The following is an 18,285-nucleotide window of genomic DNA, read 5'->3' as shown; positions in this document are numbered from 1 at the left end:
ACTTCCGACGGACAACCTGAAAATATGTGGGAAGACGCCATTACTTATTCTTGCAATTAAACAGCTTGACCCTCTGATGCTTTTTTTGACTTGCGGTACCACTCAGCGCATCAACCAAGGACTACACCATAAGACCTCACCCACGACTAACAAGCATCATTAGACACCCCTAAGCTTAGCAACCCTATTAACTCGAGAAAGGACTGAAATATTTACTTTCTTACTATCTGCTGGCGAAATTTTAGCCTGAACATATTCAGCAACATGCTTTACAGCCGGCATTTCCTTTATAATTTTTCTTCGACCAATATCACCATACTTCAACAAAGTCGAAAGAAAAGGTATCACATTGCCTGCAATATCAACTCCTAAGTCCAACGCATGCTTAACTTTATTTTTCCGACCAAGCACTGATTGCAGATCAACATTATACTGCTCTATCCTTATCGCTCTTTCTTCGCCATCAAGCAAAGAAAGCTCAGCAAATAGAGACCCCATACCCTTTCGGATAACAGCACTGGAAATCTCTCGCTCATATTCTTGGATAGAAATAAATTCATTCACCTGGAACATAGATATTAAATCAATAGTAGGGTTACCTTTGGCCTTGGCAGCCTCCAACTCATCAAATTCAACTGCATTCTCATAACTGCCACTTTTATAAAAATTCAGTGCATTCCCCATTGCCAAAGCAAATGGATAATCTGAATACGTGTTTCCATCGACGTAAAATGGAAAATAGGTTGCATCCAGTGCGTTGGCCAAATGAACTTGGTCACTATTTACGACAAATTCAAACTCCAACTCTTCTTTTCTTTCTCCTGGCAGACTAGTAGAGATAGGGTTATTGACCCCATATCTTGCAATACCCATCGGACCAGCTTCGTTCAAAGTATCGAAACTAGAGCGCAACGCTCGCTTGGGCCAAAGTAAGTACTCTGCCACGTTATCAATTCGCTGCCCAGTCAATGTCGCAATCTCTTTCACAAATGGATATATGAAACCATCCAAAGCGGGATCACTTAAGATATATGAACTATTTATACCCACAAGATCGATTGCGCAAAGCGCTGCTAGAGCCCTCCTACTCACTACAGCGTTTTTATTCTCTTGATATGCTTCATTAATAAAGCCGTAATCAAGTCGAACTTCAGGCTGTAGATTAACGATTTTAATCCGCCCTTGAGAAACAAGATGAAGAACTTCCTCCCTGGTAATATTCTGTTCCTTCAAAAAAGAACTCATATCTTCCTGCAATGGCAACACGCAATACACCACATCATACAAAAGAATCAAACTTCTGATATTACAGTTTTTGAATTTTGAAAAATTAGCAAGACACGACGATTTTTTACCCTCTACAAAATAGAGATCATCCTTTTTATACTTCCCAGCATAAATATTTTCAAGATTATCAAACCAAAGTTTTTCATCTCTCTCGAGAAACTCGCAATTTAATTTTTTCGCCGCAGATGCTGGACCGATAACAAAAACTTCATCTATAGGCATAACTTTTGGCGGAGCTTCACCTCCAACAACAATTTCGAACGTCATCGGAGACTTCAGAAGCTTTAGCTTTTCCTCTAATTTTCGTACCTCACCCAAAGGAGGAAAACCTTTGAGCGTGACAATGATAACACGACGAGAAAAATCCTCATTAAAGAAACTAACGTGCAAATCAGGAAAAGCACATGCCAAATGGTTATATAATTGATTAACAGTAAATGGCAAGCCTTCAAATCCAGAAGGAATACTGTCATCTTCAATACCCTCCACTTTGCATTCAAATTTTTCAGGCTCCGCCCACACTAGTTTTACTGGGGCAGTTATAAATCGAATCTCATCATCAAAAATTTTCTCCATTCCTTGCTTATCTTCAAGATCTTGGTCAACTTTTATCAAAAATTCAAACGAGCCAATCTTATAAATACTAGTTGACAAATATGGAAATCTAGTCCGAAAACTAAGATCCACCCTTCTACACCATCCTTCGTAGCCCATAAAAATCCAAACTCCTTCAAAAATTTTGAGTGCCGCAGCCTTAATCTTAGTTTTTTTCACCACCTATCAAGCTAGCTTTTTTCGACCGCCATCGCGAGCAGGCTCGCTCCCACAATGGATCGGCGTACACCCACCAAACCACGAGGTCGAGCGTTAGCTCGCCTTGCGCTTTTGATTTTGATCTGCCCGCCCCTTCGGGAGGCCGAGTGGAGGTTCTGCGCAGTGGGCAACCCGGCATGGATGCCGGGTTAGCCGCGCACGGCCATGGATGGCCGATCGCGGCGGGCCCACGGAGCAGGACCGGAGCGAGGGAACGCCGAGCCTTAGCGAGGGGCCGGACGCCGGGGCGAGACCTTTTGGTTCCTTTTGGGGCGTTTGCCAAAAGGGACTCGCCGTAAGGGCGAAACCATAAGTGGCCGTTACCGCAGGAATGGATATGTACACCCGAAAGAAAATGGTCGGTCATGAGGCCGCCATCGCCGGCAAGCCGGCTCCTACAGAGTTCCGGGTCTGGCCTCGGTCACTCTTCTTCAGGCACCACCTTGTTCTGGGTCAGATACCGGTCAAGCGTCTCACCGCTCTCAGGCGAATTATCCCCCGCCACCTGCCACAAACGCCGCTCGATCCCCTGCGCCAGAAGATGCCCCACCGCCGCCTCGATCGCCGACAACACACACAACTGCGCCGGCTCGTTGGTGGTGTAGCCAACCTCCGCCTCAAGCAACTTCTTGAACTCGATAAACTTGAACACCCCGGCACTACGGCCCACGGAGTAAATCGTCTTGCTGGTCATCACATTGGCCAGCACCTGCCCACTGCGCACATCCACCGCCCGCAGGTTCACCGTGACCTGATCCACCCGATACTCCCGGGAAATATCGATACCCAGGTAACGCGCCCCTTCCCCTCCGCTTTTCACATTGGTGTCGTACGCAATAATCCCGCCCTCAAGCATCATGTTCGCCGCTTGCAACGGCGGCAGTTCGCCCTGGATATTCACCGGCGTGTTCGGTTTTTTCTGCGAGGCGCGGATGATCTTGCGCTCGGTCAGCAGGTTCTGCAGCCCCTCCCGTTCCAGCACCACAAACCAGCCGCTGGCCTGCAACGCATCCATCAACATGCTCGCCGCGCCTTGAGTGACACTGGTAGAAAACGAACTGGCCGGGGTCGGTTTGTATTGCCCGGTCTGGTCGCGGAAACCGTACACCACCGCCATCAACCGACCCTTGGGTCGTGGCATGTTGATCAAGTCGTAGTAAGTCGAAGCCCTCGGGGTCAGCGTCGGGGTTTCGGTGTCCTGCTCAGCCCCGATCGGCTCGCGCAGACTGCACCCCTGTAACGCCGCCAACATCAGCCCTAGCACCATTATTCTTTTCATATCCTTCCCTCCCCATCAACCCGGATCCCTTCAAGGGGCCAGGCCGCTCACCTGAATTTCGGAGACTTCACCGGTTGCTCGGTCGGTCACGACGATGGTCAATTGGCCGGAGTCGTCGACCACGTTGACGATAAAAGCGTCGGTGGTCAGGCTCCCGGTGTTGCCCGCGGAAATGTTGTCCAGCAACTGCCCTAGCAACCGCGACTGCAACTGACTGGAGAACCGCTCCAGCGCCGAAGTGCCGGCCGCGGCGGTGCGTTTTTTCAAGTCAGGATCGTCGTAATCGTTTTGCGCCTGGGCGTTGTTGAGCAGCCAGGTCCCGTTCAGCGGGTTGCCACCAAACGAGGGGTTGATGGGCGTGTAGACCAGCTCGGTGGCCTGGACCAGGCCACAACTGCCGAGCCCGACCAACCAGATGCCTGCCCTTGAAAACAGGCGGTGCTGCGAGAACGTTGTGGTTTTCATAGTTCGTCCCTCTCAAGGTCCGTTGTGTCCTGCAACAAGGCTTCCAGCTTGCGCTGGACGATCTGCCCGCGGACCCAGTCGGCGGCGTCATAGGCCTCTTCCTTGAGTTCCACGGTGTTCGGCGGCAAAAAACGCCGGTAAACCAGACGCTGCTGATATTCCACAGTGACCAGGGCGCCCCACCGCGCCGAAGGTCGTTCGCGTACCACCAGGTTGAAATCCATCGGGCTGGTGGCGCGCAGGCGTTCACTGAACGAGTAGTAAAAGTCGTGACCGATGTGCGAGATCGTGTCATCGACGATGAACCCCATCATTTCGTCCTCTTCGCCGGCCGTGGCGGCAGCAGACGCCAGCATCAGGATCACGGCCACGCAGAATCGATTCATGGCTGCAACGCTTCGGGCGATTGTGACTGGCCCTTGGCAGGTCCCGATGTGCCCTCGAGAAAGGCTTTTTCGGCCACGAACTGCCAGTCCTTGTAACTCGCCATACCGGCAAAATCCGACCACTGAGAGGGGAAGTCCGCCTGCTTGAGCGGCGTGTCCGTGGAGGCGCTGTTGAGGCCGGTGATGCGGCCATCGAAACCGCGCATCAGGCTCCATTCTCCGCCGCCGATCGGGTCCGGATACAGCTGCCGGATATGGTGTTTTGGGCTGGGAAAACGCTCGTCCTGCAACAGGTCTTCCAGCTCCTTCGGGTATTGCGCCAAGCCTGGTGAACTGCGGTAGTAGCTGCGCAATGCCTGGGCGTATTGCGTACCGACCCAGAGCAGCTGGCGCTCACGATCACGGCGCGAGAGGGTCGACCACAACTCGCCGGCAGTGGCCAGGCCCATGCCCATCAGCATGATCAGGAACAGCACGCCCAGGTAAGTGAAGCCGCCCTCGTTCAAAGATTTACCACTCGGAATAGAGGCTGCCATCACGCGCCCTCCCTGTGGCCCCGCTTTTGATATCGGCGACGCCACCCGGTACGCCATCCGGTGGTGCGACCATGACCCAGAGGTCCTTGCGTTCGGCAATCGGGTCCATCGGCGGGTTGCGCAGGTAGCGTTGTTCCACCAGTTGCTCAAGGGAATCGGGATAACGCCCGGTGTCGCCGTAGTAGTGATCCAGGGCTTCGCGCATCACCGACAGGCTCTGGCGCAGCGTGGTCTCTTTCGAGGCCTCGAGGCTGTTGAAATAACGTGGCAAGGCGATGGTCATCAAGGTTGCGATGATTGCCATGACCACCATCAGTTCCAGCAAGGTAAACCCCTTTTCCCGACGCATAAGCTCACCACTCCCGGTAGGCGATGCCGTTAAGCCCCTTGCCCCGCGCCTGGGAGTAAACGTCAAAGACGTCTTGGCCCTCACGCGGGTTTTGAGCCGTGCTGTCATAGGAGCGCAAACCCCAGCCGCCGTCGTCGTCACGCTTGACCGGCTTCAGCGGGTCATGGGGCACGCGCCGCAGAAAATAGAACTTGGCCCCCTTGGCGCTGCGCACATCGCGCACCCCCTCCACCAACACTTTCAGGTTCGGCGGATAGCCGCTGCTGTTCAGGGACTTCTCGATGTAACCGGCGTCGAATGCGCGTTTGTACGCGTCGATGGCATCGCGAATCTGGTACAGCGCGGTGCGCAGTTCCTGCTCTTTGCCCCGGCGCACCACAGTCTCGGTCAGCGGCGCGGCCATGCCGGCCAGCAAGCCGATCAGGGCCAGCGTCACCACGACTTCGATCAGGGTAAAACCGCGTTGCGAGGCGCTCATGATCAAGGCTTCTCGATAAACACTTGAGTGGTTGAGGCCGCCACCGGCCGATCGATGTGCTCGTTCTGAATGGGCGGTTCCATCTGCCGGTCCGGTGCCTGAATGCGCATGCTGGTTTCGGTGCCGGTCGGGAATTCCATGTCCGACGGGCTCTGGTACGGCAGGTTGCGCACGATCCGTGGCGTGATCGACAGCACCAGTTCCGATTTGCTGACGTTGTCCTTGTTGCTGCCGAACAACCGGCCCAGGCCAGGAATGTCGCCAAGCCCCGGAATCTTGTTGCCGGTGGCGCCATGGTCGTTGCGCATCAGGCCGGCGAGAATCTGGGTTTCGCCGTCATGCAGGCGCAGGGTGGTCTGGGCGTTACGGGTATCGACCTGCACCGGAATCGTGCCCTGGCGGGTCGGTTCCAGTGGCGTGGCGTTACTCACTTCCAGCGCGATCTTGATCGCCACTTCGTTGTTCAGGTGCACGGTCGGCTGCACTTCCAGCTTCAGACCGACGTCCAGGTAGGTGACGCTTTCGGTGATCACCGGGCCTTGGGTCGACGGCACCGACGTGGCGCTGATGATCGGCACGCGCTGACCAATGTGGATGCGCGCCTGCTCGCGGTTGCTGACACGAATCACCGGGCTGGCCAGGGTGTTGATGTCGTTGTCCTGGGCATTGATCTTGGCCTGCGGCGAAGGCGAGATGGTGATCCGGCTGGAGTCGATGCCTTTCAATTGATCGAGAATCTGCACCGGCGAACCGTCGCCGTTGACCACGCCGAAGGTGTTCGGCCATTGCAGGCCGAGGTCGAGAATCCGTTGGGTGGCAACCTCCATCACCTCCACTTCCAGCACCACTTCGGGGTTGGACTGGTCTTGCGATTGCAAGAGTTTTTCCGCCATGCGGATCGCGTCTTCGGAGTCGCGCATGGTCAGGGTGTTGAGGCGCTCATCGACAAACACGTCGCGGGTCTTGAGCATGGTTTTGATCATGTTCAGCGCGGTGTTGGCATCGATGCTGGTCAGGTAGAAGGTGCGCATCACCAGCTCCTGGTAATCCTTGAGCTTTTGCGGTGAGTCCGGGTAGATCAGCAAGGTGTTTTCGTTCACCACTTTCTGATGCAACTGGTTCTGTTGCAGCAGCAGTTCCACGGCGTCTTCAATGCGCACGTCACGCACGAAGATTGTGGCTTTCATGTCCGGGCGCAGGTCCTTGTCGAAGATGAAGTTCAACCCGGCGACCTGGGACAGCACCTCGAAAATGGTTTTCAGGTTGGCGTCGCGAAACTCCAGGGTCACGGGCCGTTCCAGGCGTGTGCGCAGCTGTGGGTACTGGATGACGTTGCGGCTCTGGACCAGACGGATGTTGCTTTGCAGTTCCAGGGCGCCTTCATTTTTCGGGTCCAGTTCGAGGATCTGTTTGACCTGACGGTCGGCCCCGTAGATGTCGCCGCGACGCAAGTCGCCACGGGCCAGCTCGAGTTTTTCATCGAGGCTGCGCATGTAGTCGAGCTGGCGCATTGCATCCTGGGCACGCCGGTTGTTCGGCTCGATGGTCAGCACCCGGTTGTAGCTGACGCGCGCGGCGGCGAAGTCCCGGTGCGAACGGTCGGTGTCAGCCTCGGTCAGCAGCGCGGTAATCGCCTTGGCGTGGGCGGAGTTGCGGGCCAGGTGCAGTTCGGTATTACGAGGGTTTTCCCGCAGCCCTTCTTCAATACGCGCCAGGCCGGCCTCGTATTGTCCCTGCTCGATCAGCTCGGACGCTTCCTTGTTGGCGACCTGGGCAGAACTGCACGCCACCAGCCCGGCACACGCACAGCAAAAGCTCATCAGCAAACGGGATCTATTCATGGCGTGCTCCCCATAGACAAGGTCTGGGACAAATGCAAAGGCAGGTAGACGAAGCTCAGTTCCACATCGGAAATGCCCACGATCCGCCAGGTTTCGTCGATCACATCCCCTTTGCGTACGACGTATATTTTTTCTCCGCTCAGCAGAAACACTTGCTGGTCTGAACGATCATCCATGCGCCCGATAAACTGGAAAGGCATTGGCGGTGCACTGGGGACGGTCACCACCGGGGTCACGTTGACGGGTTGTTCGGTGACGCTGGCGAGCGTCGGTTCAGCCTTCCAGCTGCGGGCGGCGAACAGGTCGCCCGCCGGGCTCAAGTCCTTGATCACAGCGGCTTTGCCGGTGGCTGGCGCGGCAGGCAGGGCACCGCGGGTTTTGCTGTTGGCCGCCGTGGCCACGACGGTGACGGCCGCCTCGCCGTCGTCCGCCGACATCCAGTAATCAGGCAACCAGGCCAGCCCCGCCGCTACGCCGAAGAACCCCACCCACCCCGCTACGCGTTTGGTATTCATCATGACCTCGACAGGTAGAGGGTCATGCGGATCCGCCCGGTCAGGTCGGTGTCGGCGATCTTTTTACGCTGGAACTCCACGTCCTCCACCACCACCGCCGGCAACTGACCGAGCAAGGCATGCAGGAAGCGCCGCAGTTGCGGGTAGCTGCCACGCACCGGCAGCAGAATCTGATAGCGCGCCAGATGGGTCTTGGGGTCGATGCCCAGGGCATATTCACCGCGTGCCAGGGTGATGTGTTCCTGGGCCGCCAACGCGTAGATCTTGTCGATCGCCACCGTGGCTTGCGGCTGCGAAGGCAGCTTGCTGCGGAAGTCGTCGAGCTGACGTTGTGGCACCACCGGCGCGGCGACGCTGCCGTCTTCAACCCTGGCCAGGTATTCACTGGCTTCGCGGGTCTGTTGGCTGAGCTGTTGCAGCGACTGCCAGTCCGGCATCAAGCCCGCCAGGCCATAGACCGATGCCAACGCCAGCAGCGCCATCCCTGCCAGACCGGGAATGCCCAGGCCTTGCAGGTATTCGTGGACGATCAGTCTAGGGATTTGCATCGCCAATCTCCCAGGTAGCCGACAGGTTGAATTGCACCGGGTGCTCGGGCACGTTGGCCACGATTTCGTGGCTCAGCAGCGACACATCGGACAGCTCGTCGCTGGCCTCGAGGTTGCGGTGGAAGTCGAGCATGGCGTCGAGGTCTTTCGCCTCGGCGCTGATCCGCACCTGGCCTTTGCGCGCATCGGGGGTCAGGGTCAGCAAGGCGATATCGCCCCGGGGCATGGCTTCGAGCATGGCGAACAGGCGCTCCCACGGCCGGCGCAGTTGCTGCGAGACCTTGCGCATCTCGGCGAGGTTTTGTGCCTGCTCGCGGATTTGCGCCGGGGTCAGGCTGACCGTGCCGCCATCGTCGCCGGTGAGGACACGCTGGGCGGTTTGCAGATGGCCCTGTTGTTGCGCGGTCTGATCACTGAGGTGTTGCTGAACCACCACGCAAATCAGGCTCAACACCACGCCCACGGCCAGCAGGCTCCAGCCCAGGGGGCCCGAACGGCGGCGCGGCTGAAAGTCGAGCATCAGGGCGCGCATGTCAGGCCACCGCCCGGGACATGACGTACAAGCCATCGCGTACGGTTGTCCGGTCTTCTTCAAGGGTGCGCAAGTGCACGCCGGGAATGTCGGGTTGCACATCGATACGCGCGGGCGCATGCAGGTAAACGTTCAGTGGCCGCTCGCTGGTGGAGGCCTGCAATTGGCTTTCACGACCGATCAACGCGGTCAGTGCGGCGTCGCTGTCGCCGGTGCCCACCGAACGCACCGAGGCCCAGCGGCCTTCCCGGGCCAGCAGCAATACGCTGCGTACCGGCTCGGCGACCACGAACAGGAAGTCGCCGGTATCGAGGCTTTTATCGAAGTGGTTGAACGCCGTCATCAGGTACGGCTGCACCGAACGCAGGCGCAGGCCCCGGGCGCTGACCAGGGTGCGCAGACGCGTCAGCAAATCCTGTGGCAGTGCGCTGGCGACCCGGTCGTAGCCGGCCGGTTCCGGCGAGAGCACCAGGCTCCAGGGTTGCGTCGGCACGCCGTAAAGGTCTTCGAAGCACAGCCGGGCAAACCCGAGCAATTCGTCAGGGCTGCTGATCTGTTCGCTCCAGGGCACCAGGCAGAAACGGCTGAAGTGCCCGGAAATCACCACGCTCAACTCGGCACCGGCGTGGGTGTGATCGGCCAGCAGATGATCGAGGGTGTCCAGCGCCACCGCCCAGGCGTGGAAGCCTTCGTCGATAAAACCGACGCTGCCCAGCCACAGGGTTTCGCTGCCACGGCGCTGGGCGAGGCCGACCCCACTGGCGCCGAGCACGGCGATAAAACGATCACGAGACAAAAGTGACACGATTGATCTCCTCGAGCGTGGTGCGCCCTTCCTGAACCAGTTCCAGCGCCGACTCGCGCAGCAGACGCAAGCCACGTTTGCACGCATGGGTTTTGATTTTCGAAATCGGTTGGCGCTCGACGATCATCTGCCGCAGCTCGTCGTCCAGGTGCAGCAGCTCGGCGATCGCCGTGCGCCCGCGATAACCGGTGCCCCGGCAATGCCCGCAGCCCTTGCCGTGAACGAAGTGGAAGTGATCGACGTTGTGGGGGTCGAGACCCGAAGCGAGCAGTTCCTCATCGGTCGGGGTGCACGGCGCGCTGCAACTGGTGCAAACCAGACGGATCAAGCGCTGCGCCAGCACGGCATTGAGCGCCGAGACGAGGCTGTAGGGATCGATTTCCATCTGGGTGAACCGGCCGATGACATCGAACACGTTGTTGGCGTGGATCGTGGTGAACACCAGGTGGCCGGTGAGTGCCGATTGCACGGCGATCTGCGCGGTGTCGGGGTCACGGATTTCACCGACCATGATCTTGTCCGGGTCATGACGCAGGATCGAGCGCAAGCCACGAGCGAAGGTCAGGCCTTTCTTTTCATTCACAGGGATTTGCAGCACGCCCGGCAACTGATATTCCACCGGGTCTTCAATGGTGATGATCTTGTCCACGCCGTGGTTGATCTCGGTGATCATCGCGTACAGCGTGGTGGTCTTGCCGCTGCCGGTCGGGCCGGTCACCAGCACCATGCCGTAGGGTTCGGCGGCCAGCCTGCGCAGTTGGCGCAGGGTTTCGTCTTCAAAGCCCAGGGCCTGCAACTGCACACCGCAGACCTTGTCCGCCAGGTCCTGTTTGTCGAGCACCCGCAGCACCGCGTCTTCACCGAAGATGCTCGGCATGATCGAGACCCGGAAGTCGATCTGCCGACCACTGATGCCGATCTTGAAGCGACCGTCCTGGGGCACGCGTTTCTCGCCGATGTCCAGTTCGGCCATGACCTTGACCCTGGAAATCACCTGCTCGGCGAACTCGCTGCCCTGGATCTTGCTGATGTTGTTGAGCACGCCGTCGATGCGGTACTTGATCACCAGGCCGCTGCCGGTGGTGCCCAAATGGATATCGCTGGCGTGCATTTTCAAGGCGTCGTACAGGGTCGAGTTGACCAGTTTGACGACGACACTGGCGTCTTCGCTGATGCTGGTCAGGGACAGGCTTTGCAGGGTGTCGGTTTCGATGTTGGCGTCGGCCTGGGCGTTGAGCGATTCCACCGCATGGAAGCTCTCTTCGTGACGTGCCAGATAGGCTTTCAGGTCGTCGGCATGCACCAGATACAGGGGAGCACCGTGCAGGCAGTCATCGATCCAGGCCAGGCGCGACGTGTCGAACGGATCGGCGAACACGCCGATGATCTCCTCGTCGTGGCGCAACAGAATGAATTCGCGCTTGAGGCATTGGGCCAGGGTGACCCTGTCGAATACGGGAGTGGACTTGAACAGGTTGTCGGTGTCGAGCACCGGATAATGCAGGGTGGCGCCGAGGCACTGGATGAAGGGCATGGGGGCCAGTTCGCACAACACCCCGAGGGCTTCGAGCATCCGCTCGCCGGAACTGGCGGCCAGTGATCGGGCCTGGGCCAATTGCTCACTGGAAAAGCGCGACGGTACGGATTCCAACTGCGCCGGTTCGACGGCAAGGGATAGACGGTCCATGGCTTGCTCTCCAACGCCGGGGGCTTTGAGCCCTGTCGACGCGGCGAGCAATTACGGCGGTTACCGCAACGGCTGGTCGCGCCACTACTCCCCGGTGAGCAATTGTTCGTCGTCTGGTGCCTTGGACGTCGAGGGATTGCGTCGACGATCCGCCAGCACCCAACTGCCGTCGTACAACTGCAGCGGGAAACTCTCGGTCCTGCTCTGGCGTCGTTCGACAAACCCCTCGGATGTGCGCGCGCCTGCTTTGGGTTCGCGCTCCATCCCCAGAAGGTCACAGACTGCACGGGCCAGTTCCGCCATTGGAAATGGTTTGAACAGGATATGGCTGACTCCCACCTGCCGGGCCCGCTCACAGACTTCAGCGGTCGGGTGCCCGGTAATCAGCACAAAATGACAGTTCCTGTTCCGGCGGATGGCATCGAGCACCTCAAAGCCTTCCATATCGGGCAAGCGGTAATCGAACACCATCACATCGGGTGCAAACTGCTCGGCTTCGCCGATAGCCGCCGCACCGTCATGTGCAACCCGGACGTCCAGTGCTTGCGCCTCAAGGTAATCCTTGAGGTTTTGTGCAAGAAGCTGTTCGTCATCGACAACCAGTACTTTGTTTAACAAGGTGGACTCCTTGAAACCGCAGGTCCGAGTTCCGTACCTGGCAGAGTGCTCGCCTTACCGAGGCTAACGCACACTTCATGCCAGGCTGGGCGCCGGGTGTTTCACCACTGCATGTGTTTGATTTTCATAAAAAAGCCTTTCCGCCCAAATACACCGCCCCCCAAAGGCGGGGGCGCACACGGAATTGCCCTGAAGCTTTTCCCCACTATTGGGGGGGAACCTTCATTCATCGTCAATTCGTTCGATTCGATTACGCGATCGCAGTTGCGCCAAAACCTGCTGGCGAACCTGAGCCTGTCGCTGTCGGTCGAGGTACGCCCTGACCATCTCAAGCCCTTGCACCTCTGTGACATCGGTCACCTCCCTGTGGTTCTGCACCTGGATCAAGTGCCAGCCCAGTGCCGTGCGAACCGGCTCACTCACCGCGCCCGGTGCCAGGGCAAAGGCTGCCGCTTCAAACGCTGGCAGCATGCGTCCACGTGGAAAATAGCCCAGATCTCCGCCCTCACTCGCCGAGGCATCTTCGGACCCCGTCCGGGCCACGCTGGCGAAGTCCGCGCCCTGGCGGATTGTCGCCTGCATGTGCACCAAGCGTAGCCGCGCCGCTTCGACTGTGGCGGCATCGGCGTCCTGGGCAACCTTGATCAGGATGTGCCGCGCCTGCACCGCTTCGGGCTGGCTCATCTGCGCGCGATGTTCTTCATAGAACGCGCGGACCTGTTTTTCGTCCGGCCCCTCGACGCTGGTCAGCTCGGCAAAGACCTGCTGAGCCGCGAGTTCACGGCGGGTGTATTCGACAAAACCGGCCTCGTCGAAACCTGCGTCCTCCAGGCGTCGAGCGAATTTCTCGGCACCGCCAATGGCCTGCCGGGTCTGTTCAACCTGGCGTTGCACGGTGGCATCGCTGATCACCACTCCACGCTTGACCGCTTCCTGCCACAGCAACTCGCGGTCGATCAATGCGTCCAGCGCCTTTTGCCGAAGTTGCTTGTACGCCTTGGGATTACGAATGCTGCCCAGCGCCCGGCCCTGGTCCTCCAGGTACTCGGCAAAATAGCGTTCGAGGCGGAACTGGGAAATCTCCTCGCCATTGACCCGCGCGGCGACCGGGCCGTTGCTGCCGAACGCCACCGGCAGCCACAGCGTCAGCAGGATCAACAGAGTCTTGAGCGTCATGATCGAGGCCTCCGGTCAGGGTTTCGCGGTAATGGGCTTGTAAGGGGCTACCAGGTAGAAGCGCTGGTCGGGCAAATCCACGGTGACGATATGCGCGCCGCTCAAGCCCAGCCGCTGGCCCGGCCCGAAGTTGAGGCGCGGGGTCAGCCCGGTGTCGAAGTCATGCAGGCCTTCCAGCGCATAGATCAGCTTCTCGCGGCTGGCGTCGCGCCCGGCCTGCTTCATGCCCTCGCTGAGCAGCAGCATCGAACTGAACGCGCCGACTTGCAGCACCGCGTGCTGACCACCGAGCCCCTGCTGTTCGCGCAACTGGATCAGGGCCAGGCGCCCGGCCAGGGTCCAGTCGCTGGGCACGAACGGATAGGACAAAAACAACCGCCGGGAAAAACCACTGGGCACTCGCAAAAGGTCACCCGCCACCTGATTCGCCATGGCGAACAGGTAAGGAACCTGCCCCGCCCTCTGCAACCTTTCGGCGAGCAGACTGAAATCGCTACCGCAGCCTAGGTAAAACAATGAGCGCGAGCCCAGCGGCAGTTGGTCCTTTACCGGGTCGTAGGCCTGCAGGCTGACATTTTGCCAGGCGTGATCTTGCAGATACTGACGCAGGGTATGAGCCGCCAGTTGTTGACCGGGATCGTCCGTGTAGGTAATCAGCGTCGGGCCCTGGAGCACGCGCAAACTCCCGGTGGCGTAATCGGCCAGGGCGATCAGTTGCTCGCGCACCCCTGGCATCGGTTCAAAAATCTGTCGACTGCTCTGCGCCGTACCCTGCAACGAGAGCGGACCGATCAACGGAATGCCCGCCTGCTCCAGACGCGAAACCAGTTGCGTGTCGAGTGCCGGCGCCAGTGGCGCGATCAGGGCAAACACCTGCTCCTGATAGATCAACTGATCCAGCGCCCGCCCGGCACTGACAGGGTCCGGCCCCGGGTCGAGGATCGTCAGGCGCACCTGCCGGCCATGAATCCCCCCCGCCTTGTTGATGCGCGCCACGCTGCCTTTGAGTACCGCTGCCACCGTCGCGCCTTCCTCCGCCAACGGTCCCTGACTCGGCAACAACGTGCCCAGGTGCAGGCTGTCAGGCGTCAGGCCGGGGTCGCGCTCATCAGCCAGGCGTTTGAGGTAGGCCGTGAGGTTGCGCTGATCCTTCATCGAAAGCACGAACCGCGGCATCGCCGGGTCGAGGCGATTGTTGGCGGAATCGCGCCCCTCCTGGATCGCCCGCGCCAGGGTGCCGTCGGTGTACGCCGGGTAGTTGCGGCCATTGACGTGCCGTTGGCCATAGGTGCTGGTCAGCCGCGACCAGCTCAGATCGGGTGGACGCACCCCGCCCTCGGGCCGGCCCAGGCCATCGGCGCCGTGGCAGTTGGCGCACGGCAGGCTGGTGGCCGGCAGCAACATGCCCGTCGCCCCGATACGCGCCATGATCGGTTCACCGCTGCCCGACACGCCCTCGCGGTACAGCCGTTTGCCGGCACTTTCGTCAGGGTTCAAGGGCAATGTATCGGCGGCGCAATGAAGATTGCCGATCAGGAACAGGCCGAGGATCAGGGAGATTTTCATGGTGCGGGCTCAGCGACCGGCCACGGGCATTGTCAGCAATTGCAAGCGCTGGGCAATGGCGGCGGCCGGGGCATCGGGGCGGATTTTGCTCCAGCGTTTGTTGGCTACGTCACCCACAATCAGTTGCGTTGAATGTTGCTCGGGAGTCGGCACGATCTGGCCGATGCGCCCCAGCACCAGATCCATTTGCGCCTTGTCGCCAGTGAGAAAAAGCCAGTGGGGGCCATTGACGCCCTGCTTCAAGGTGTAAGCCTTGAGTACCGCCGGGGTATCCCGCAGCGGATCACTGGTAAGGGAGATAAAGGTAATGCCGTCTGCTTTGTCGCCCAGCAACTCACGCACTTCCTTGAGCTTGCGAGTGATCAGCGGGCAGGCATCCGTGCAACTGGTGAAAATCACGTTCAGCAGCACCACGCGGTTATGCAGCGCGTCGCTGTAGAAGCGCAGGGTCTCGCCGTTCTGGTCCTGCAACGGCGTGTCGGTGAACCAGGTTTTCGCATCGCGCGTGCCGCTCGACGGTTGCGCGGTGGCCACGACAGGAGCGGGTTCTTCGTGCCCTTCGTGAGCGAAGGCCAACGAGCTGAAAATCCAGAAGCACAGGCTCAACGCAACCCAGTCGATGACTCTCATGGTTGCTGCTCCATGGCAATGGCGGTGTGTTTGGCGTGGCTGTTGCGCTGGCCGCTGAGTTTCTCCACTTCACGGGTCAGTACGGTCGGGTCGGTGAAGCCGTAATAGCGCGTCCAGTGGCGGCTGTTGCCGTCGCCGACGAGGATCAGCGGCTGGTGGTTCTTGAAGTCGCCGCTGAACGTGCCGAGGCCTTTGAGGGTGGCGTCGATCGATTGCGCACTGCCGGTCAGCCAGCTCCAGCCCGGACCGTTCTGGAAGCTGCGGGCGTAGGCGTTCAGGCGCTTGGCGTCATCGCGCTGCGGGTCGATGCTGATCGAGACCAGTTGCACCTCGGTGCCCACCCGCGCGCCCAGCTGTTTCTGCACTTTGCCCATGATCGACGACACCACCGGGCACACCGTGGTGCAACTGGTGTAAATGAAGCTCATGACCACGATTTTGTTGGTCACCAGATCCTTCTCCAGACGCACCGGCTTGCCGTTCTGGTCCACCAGCGCGACGTCGGCGAATTTGACCTGGGCACTTTCCGAACGGGCGCCTTTGGCCGGCATGTCATGCCCGGCGTGTTCATCCGCCGAGTGCGCCAGGGCTTGCCCCGCGCCGACGGTCAACAGGCAGAACGTCAGCAGTCCACGGTGTGCGAATCGGTTCATGTCAATTTCCTCTTCAACGGGCATCGCCGGGCAGGACCCGAACGCTGGCAAAGGTCTTGTCATCGAAATTCGCGCCAAGGGACGCCGCACGCACGTGCAGGTACCAGGCGCCGTTCTGGTCGAGCGTCACTGGGGCTTCGTAGATTCCGTTGCCGACCTCAAGGGCCGCGACCTCCCGGGCCCGCGAAGTCGGGGCGCGGAAGTAGCGCACCTGCACGTCTTTCACGCCGCTGCGCTGGGCTTTCTGTTGGCCCTCAACGATGCGAAAGCGCACGGTGTACGGGCTGCCGAGGGCGGCGGTGGCGTTGTCGAGCAGGAATTCGACTTTCGGTACGCCGGGGTGTCGGCTGAGGCGGGTATCCGGCTCAACCAGCGTCGTGAAGCAATGGATGATGTTCGGCTGGTTGAGCAGGAACGCCACGTCGAAACGCCCTGCCGGTGGCAGTTTGACCCGCGCGCTGTACAGCCCCGGCTCGACTTCGCGCAGGCTGCGGTCGATGACCATCGCCGCCCGCGCTACTTGCCCGCGATTGGGGTAACCGGACATCGGTGCGTTCATGCCTTCAGCGTAGAAATAGGTGGTGTTGTCCACTGGGTTGACCACAAACACCGCGTTGTCGTCCCGCGACACCGCAAGGCTCGACGCCAGCGGTAAATCGCCGGCCAGCCGTGGCGCCTGGGGCCCGGCTTCGAAACCCTGGCTGATCGGCTGGCGACCTTCACCGAGCGACGACAGGTTGATCATCGTCACCTTGGGCGACGCCAGTCCGCGCACATAGGCGTAAGCCTTGGTGAACACCAGTTGATACGGTTCGGCGGACACGTCCAGTTCATGGACCAGCGAATCGGTGGCGGTATCGATCACGGCCACCTGGTTTTCCAGGGTGTTGAGGACGATGCCAAATCGACCGTCGGCGCTGAAACCCATCGGGCCCAGGCCCTGTTTCATCTTGATCACCCGGCGCACGTCGAGGCTGGCGGTATCGACCACGGTCACGGTGCCGTCCTTGCCGTCGGCGACATACACCGCCTGGGACAGCGGCGAGTACGCCACCGACAAAGGGTGCGAGCCGGTCTTGAGTTGCTTGCTGAGGGTCAGGCTGGCGATGTCGATGATGCTCAGCGTGCCGTCGTCGCGGTTGGTGATGAAGGCAAACCGGCTGTCCTTGCTGAAGGCGATTTCGTGATGCCCGGCGCCGGTGGCCAGGTGTTTGAGCGGCTTCAGGCTTTGGCTGTCGATCACCGTGACACCGGACGCTTCGGCCTTCGGCGCATTGTTGCCGACCCACAGCAGGCGCTCGTCCGGTTGCAACGCTACGCGCACCGGGTGGCTGCCGGCGCCCACCGAGGCGATCAACTTGAACTGCTCGCTGTCGATCACCGCCACTTCGCCGGCGGTGGGCATGGAGATGAATACGCGTTTGTTGTCCTTCGGTGTGACCCAATCCATCGGCGGCCGCTTGAGGTCGATGCGGGCCATGGTGCTGGTGATGCCGCCCACCGAGACCGACGGATCGACCACGGAGACACTGGCATCACGGTTCATCACCAGCAGGAAATAGCTGTTCAGGTCGAGCAGCGGCCGTGCGCCGATGCTCGATTTCAGGAACACCCCGACCCGGGATTTGCAGCTCCGGTCACGGCCCTGGGCCAGGTCGGCGGCAACGGTTTCCGGGTCCAGCCAGGCACCGGGATTGACGCCGGAAAGGGGTTGGCCCGAAGCGCTGTCACTGACCCGGAAGAGCACGTCGGCAAACTCGCCTTCGCGCAGCACACCGTCCTCGGCCAATGGCTGCATTTGCAAGGTTACGGACACGCCGTCACGCTCCAGCGTCTGACCGCTCCAGGTGTCCGGTAGCGCTATCTCGCTGAGCATGTCGGGCGGAGTCGTGCGCCAGACGCCCAACCAGATCAGCGCCAGCCCGACAATCAGTGCACAACCGGCAATTGCAGTGGTCCTGTTCATGTCACCTCCTCCCCTTACAGATCTGCGCCTGTCTTGCGGCCGCCATCGCTGGCAAGCCAGCTCCTACAACTCGAACCCTGTAAACCCAATCCCTTGTAGGAGCCAGCTTGCTGGCGATGAGGCCCTTACGCCTTGCATCAATCCCACGGCCGCCA

General features: G+C 59.7%; 19 protein-coding genes. All 19 read right to left on the bottom strand.

All coding sequences use genetic code 11. From position 1 onward, the window contains the following. Nucleotides 1–159: 159 nt before the first annotated feature. Nucleotides 160–2,061 (bottom strand): hypothetical protein, encoded by a 1,902-nt coding sequence (locus IB246_RS22725; RefSeq protein ID WP_157222792.1) that lies wholly within the window; start codon nt 2,059–2,061, stop codon nt 160–162. A 460-nt stretch (nt 2,062–2,521) separates the two neighbouring features. Further along, nucleotides 2,522–3,379 carry a CsgG/HfaB family protein gene (locus tag IB246_RS22720; protein ID WP_008034033.1) on the bottom strand — a complete coding sequence of 286 codons (858 nt, stop codon included), beginning with the start codon at nt 3,377–3,379 and terminating at the stop codon, nt 2,522–2,524. Between the two features lie 30 nt (nt 3,380–3,409). Then, on the bottom strand, nt 3,410–3,844 hold the full coding sequence (locus IB246_RS22715) for a curli assembly protein CsgF (protein ID WP_008043342.1): 435 nt from the start codon (nt 3,842–3,844) through the stop codon (nt 3,410–3,412). Next, on the bottom strand, nt 3,841–4,230 hold the full coding sequence (gene csgE / locus IB246_RS22710) for a curli production assembly/transport protein CsgE (RefSeq protein WP_008034030.1): 390 nt from the start codon (nt 4,228–4,230) through the stop codon (nt 3,841–3,843). The genes IB246_RS22715 and csgE overlap by 4 nt, the downstream gene beginning before the upstream one ends. Beyond that, the gene (locus tag IB246_RS22705) at nt 4,227–4,766 is read right to left on the bottom strand and encodes a type II secretion system protein (RefSeq protein WP_008043344.1); all 540 of its coding nucleotides are present in this window, start codon (nt 4,764–4,766) and stop codon (nt 4,227–4,229) included. The genes csgE and IB246_RS22705 overlap by 4 nt, the downstream gene beginning before the upstream one ends. Then, nucleotides 4,741–5,115: a type II secretion system protein gene (locus IB246_RS22700; RefSeq protein ID WP_008034019.1), complete on the bottom strand. Its 375-nt coding sequence runs from the start codon at nt 5,113–5,115 to the stop codon at nt 4,741–4,743. The genes IB246_RS22705 and IB246_RS22700 overlap by 26 nt, the downstream gene beginning before the upstream one ends. A gap of 4 nt (nt 5,116–5,119) precedes the next feature. After that, nucleotides 5,120–5,593 carry a type II secretion system protein gene (locus IB246_RS22695; protein WP_008043347.1) on the bottom strand — a complete coding sequence of 158 codons (474 nt, stop codon included), beginning with the start codon at nt 5,591–5,593 and terminating at the stop codon, nt 5,120–5,122. 2 nt (nt 5,594–5,595) lie between these two features. Next, entirely contained in the window at nt 5,596–7,434 is a 1,839-nt protein-coding gene (locus IB246_RS22690) for a secretin N-terminal domain-containing protein (protein ID WP_008043349.1), read from the bottom strand. Continuing rightward, the gene (locus tag IB246_RS22685; protein WP_008043350.1) at nt 7,431–7,949 is read right to left on the bottom strand and encodes a hypothetical protein; all 519 of its coding nucleotides are present in this window, start codon (nt 7,947–7,949) and stop codon (nt 7,431–7,433) included. The genes IB246_RS22690 and IB246_RS22685 overlap by 4 nt, the downstream gene beginning before the upstream one ends. Next, nucleotides 7,949–8,497, bottom strand: a complete 549-nt coding sequence (locus IB246_RS22680; RefSeq protein ID WP_008043352.1) for a GspMb/PilO family protein — start codon at nt 8,495–8,497, stop codon at nt 7,949–7,951. The genes IB246_RS22685 and IB246_RS22680 overlap by 1 nt, the downstream gene beginning before the upstream one ends. Further along, on the bottom strand, nt 8,484–9,029 hold the full coding sequence (locus IB246_RS22675) for a PilN domain-containing protein (RefSeq protein WP_008043354.1): 546 nt from the start codon (nt 9,027–9,029) through the stop codon (nt 8,484–8,486). Before IB246_RS22675 ends, IB246_RS22680 begins: the two co-directional genes overlap by 14 nt. 1 nt (nt 9,030) lies before the next feature. Next, the gene (locus tag IB246_RS22670) at nt 9,031–9,834 is read right to left on the bottom strand and encodes a hypothetical protein (protein WP_008043355.1); all 804 of its coding nucleotides are present in this window, start codon (nt 9,832–9,834) and stop codon (nt 9,031–9,033) included. Beyond that, nucleotides 9,815–11,521, bottom strand: coding sequence for a GspE/PulE family protein (locus tag IB246_RS22665; RefSeq protein WP_008043357.1), 1,707 nt, complete (start codon nt 11,519–11,521; stop codon nt 9,815–9,817). The genes IB246_RS22670 and IB246_RS22665 overlap by 20 nt, the downstream gene beginning before the upstream one ends. Nucleotides 11,522–11,605: 84 nt before the next feature. Beyond that, nucleotides 11,606–12,139, bottom strand: a complete 534-nt coding sequence (locus IB246_RS22660) for a response regulator (RefSeq protein WP_008043360.1) — start codon at nt 12,137–12,139, stop codon at nt 11,606–11,608. Nucleotides 12,140–12,361: 222 nt separating this feature from the next. Then, nucleotides 12,362–13,315: a peptidylprolyl isomerase gene (locus IB246_RS22655; protein WP_008043369.1), complete on the bottom strand. Its 954-nt coding sequence runs from the start codon at nt 13,313–13,315 to the stop codon at nt 12,362–12,364. A 15-nt stretch (nt 13,316–13,330) separates the two neighbouring features. Then, the gene (locus IB246_RS22650; RefSeq protein ID WP_192230175.1) at nt 13,331–14,881 is read right to left on the bottom strand and encodes an ABC transporter substrate-binding protein; all 1,551 of its coding nucleotides are present in this window, start codon (nt 14,879–14,881) and stop codon (nt 13,331–13,333) included. A gap of 9 nt (nt 14,882–14,890) precedes the next feature. After that, entirely contained in the window at nt 14,891–15,511 is a 621-nt protein-coding gene (locus tag IB246_RS22645; protein ID WP_008043374.1) for an SCO family protein, read from the bottom strand. Next, the gene (locus IB246_RS22640) at nt 15,508–16,164 is read right to left on the bottom strand and encodes an SCO family protein (protein WP_008043375.1); all 657 of its coding nucleotides are present in this window, start codon (nt 16,162–16,164) and stop codon (nt 15,508–15,510) included. Before IB246_RS22640 ends, IB246_RS22645 begins: the two co-directional genes overlap by 4 nt. A 13-nt stretch (nt 16,165–16,177) precedes the next feature. After that, entirely contained in the window at nt 16,178–18,130 is a 1,953-nt protein-coding gene (locus IB246_RS22635) for a YncE family protein (RefSeq protein WP_008043377.1), read from the bottom strand. Nucleotides 18,131–18,285: the final 155 nt, after the last annotated feature.

The organism is Pseudomonas sp. PDM01 (assembly GCF_014852325.1).
In the GTDB taxonomy this organism is placed as follows: Bacteria; Pseudomonadota; Gammaproteobacteria; order Pseudomonadales; family Pseudomonadaceae; genus Aquipseudomonas; species Aquipseudomonas migulae.
The sequence above is the reverse complement of the archived record's forward strand: the minus strand, read 5'-3'. Positions and strand labels throughout refer to the sequence as shown.